1 protein-coding gene and 1 pseudogene are annotated in these 607 nt (G+C 71.8%); both read right to left on the bottom strand.

Features of this window, described 5'->3' with window-relative positions; translation table 11 throughout:
• Positions 1-19 precede the first annotated feature (19 nt).
• Positions 20-475: a hypothetical protein gene (locus tag ACDELDRAFT_RS23395; RefSeq protein ID WP_005801969.1), complete on the bottom strand. Its 456-nt coding sequence runs from the start codon at positions 473-475 to the stop codon at positions 20-22.
• A gap of 38 nt (positions 476-513) precedes the next feature.
• Positions 514-607: pseudogene (locus ACDELDRAFT_RS24840) on the bottom strand (crossover junction endodeoxyribonuclease RuvC); the annotation flags it as partial.

Here is a 607-nt window from a genome sequence, read left to right as displayed (position 1 = left end):
GCCCATGCGGCGGGGCACGTCAGCGGTGCAGGCGGCCCTGGACTTGCGGCAGGGCCTGCTCCAACTGCCAGCCGGTGCTGTCCGCCATGTCCAGCAGGCTGCGGCCTTGCAGGGTGTAGTGCACTTCGGTGCCCGCCGGCGCGCCCAGCGTGGGCAGCAGGGCCCGCAGTTCACAGCGGGCCACCTGCAGGTCGTTCACGCGGATGTCGATGCGGATGTAGGCTGTGGGCCGCTGGCCGTCGGCCCGAGGCGCACCCAGCGAATCGCCCCAGCCCACCACCAGGCCGAGGCCGCGCGCACGCAGCATCTGGTCGATGGTGTCTTCGCGCCGGTGCAGGGGGTCGGTGCCCTCGCGCCGCGCGACCGGGATCTTCACGAAGATGAAATCGTCGGCGGGCGCCGCAGGGGGGACGGGAGCGATGGGGGCGGGATGGCCCTCTGACGGAGCGGGCGCAGAGGCGGGTATTGGGGCCATGTGTCGATTTTAGGGGCGGCGTGCCATTTTTGCTGGCATCAGTAGCTGCGCCCTCCTTTGTACATGGCGTGCTGGCGCCGCTGCAGCGTGGCCGCTTCGCCCAGCCGGGCCATGGCGGCACCGGCGTGGGCG

The sequence above is a fragment of the Acidovorax delafieldii 2AN genome (assembly GCF_000175235.1).
Classification (GTDB): domain Bacteria; phylum Pseudomonadota; class Gammaproteobacteria; order Burkholderiales; family Burkholderiaceae_C; genus Acidovorax; species Acidovorax delafieldii_B.
Note: the sequence above shows the minus strand (reverse complement) of the source record. Positions and strands in the feature narration are given on the sequence as shown.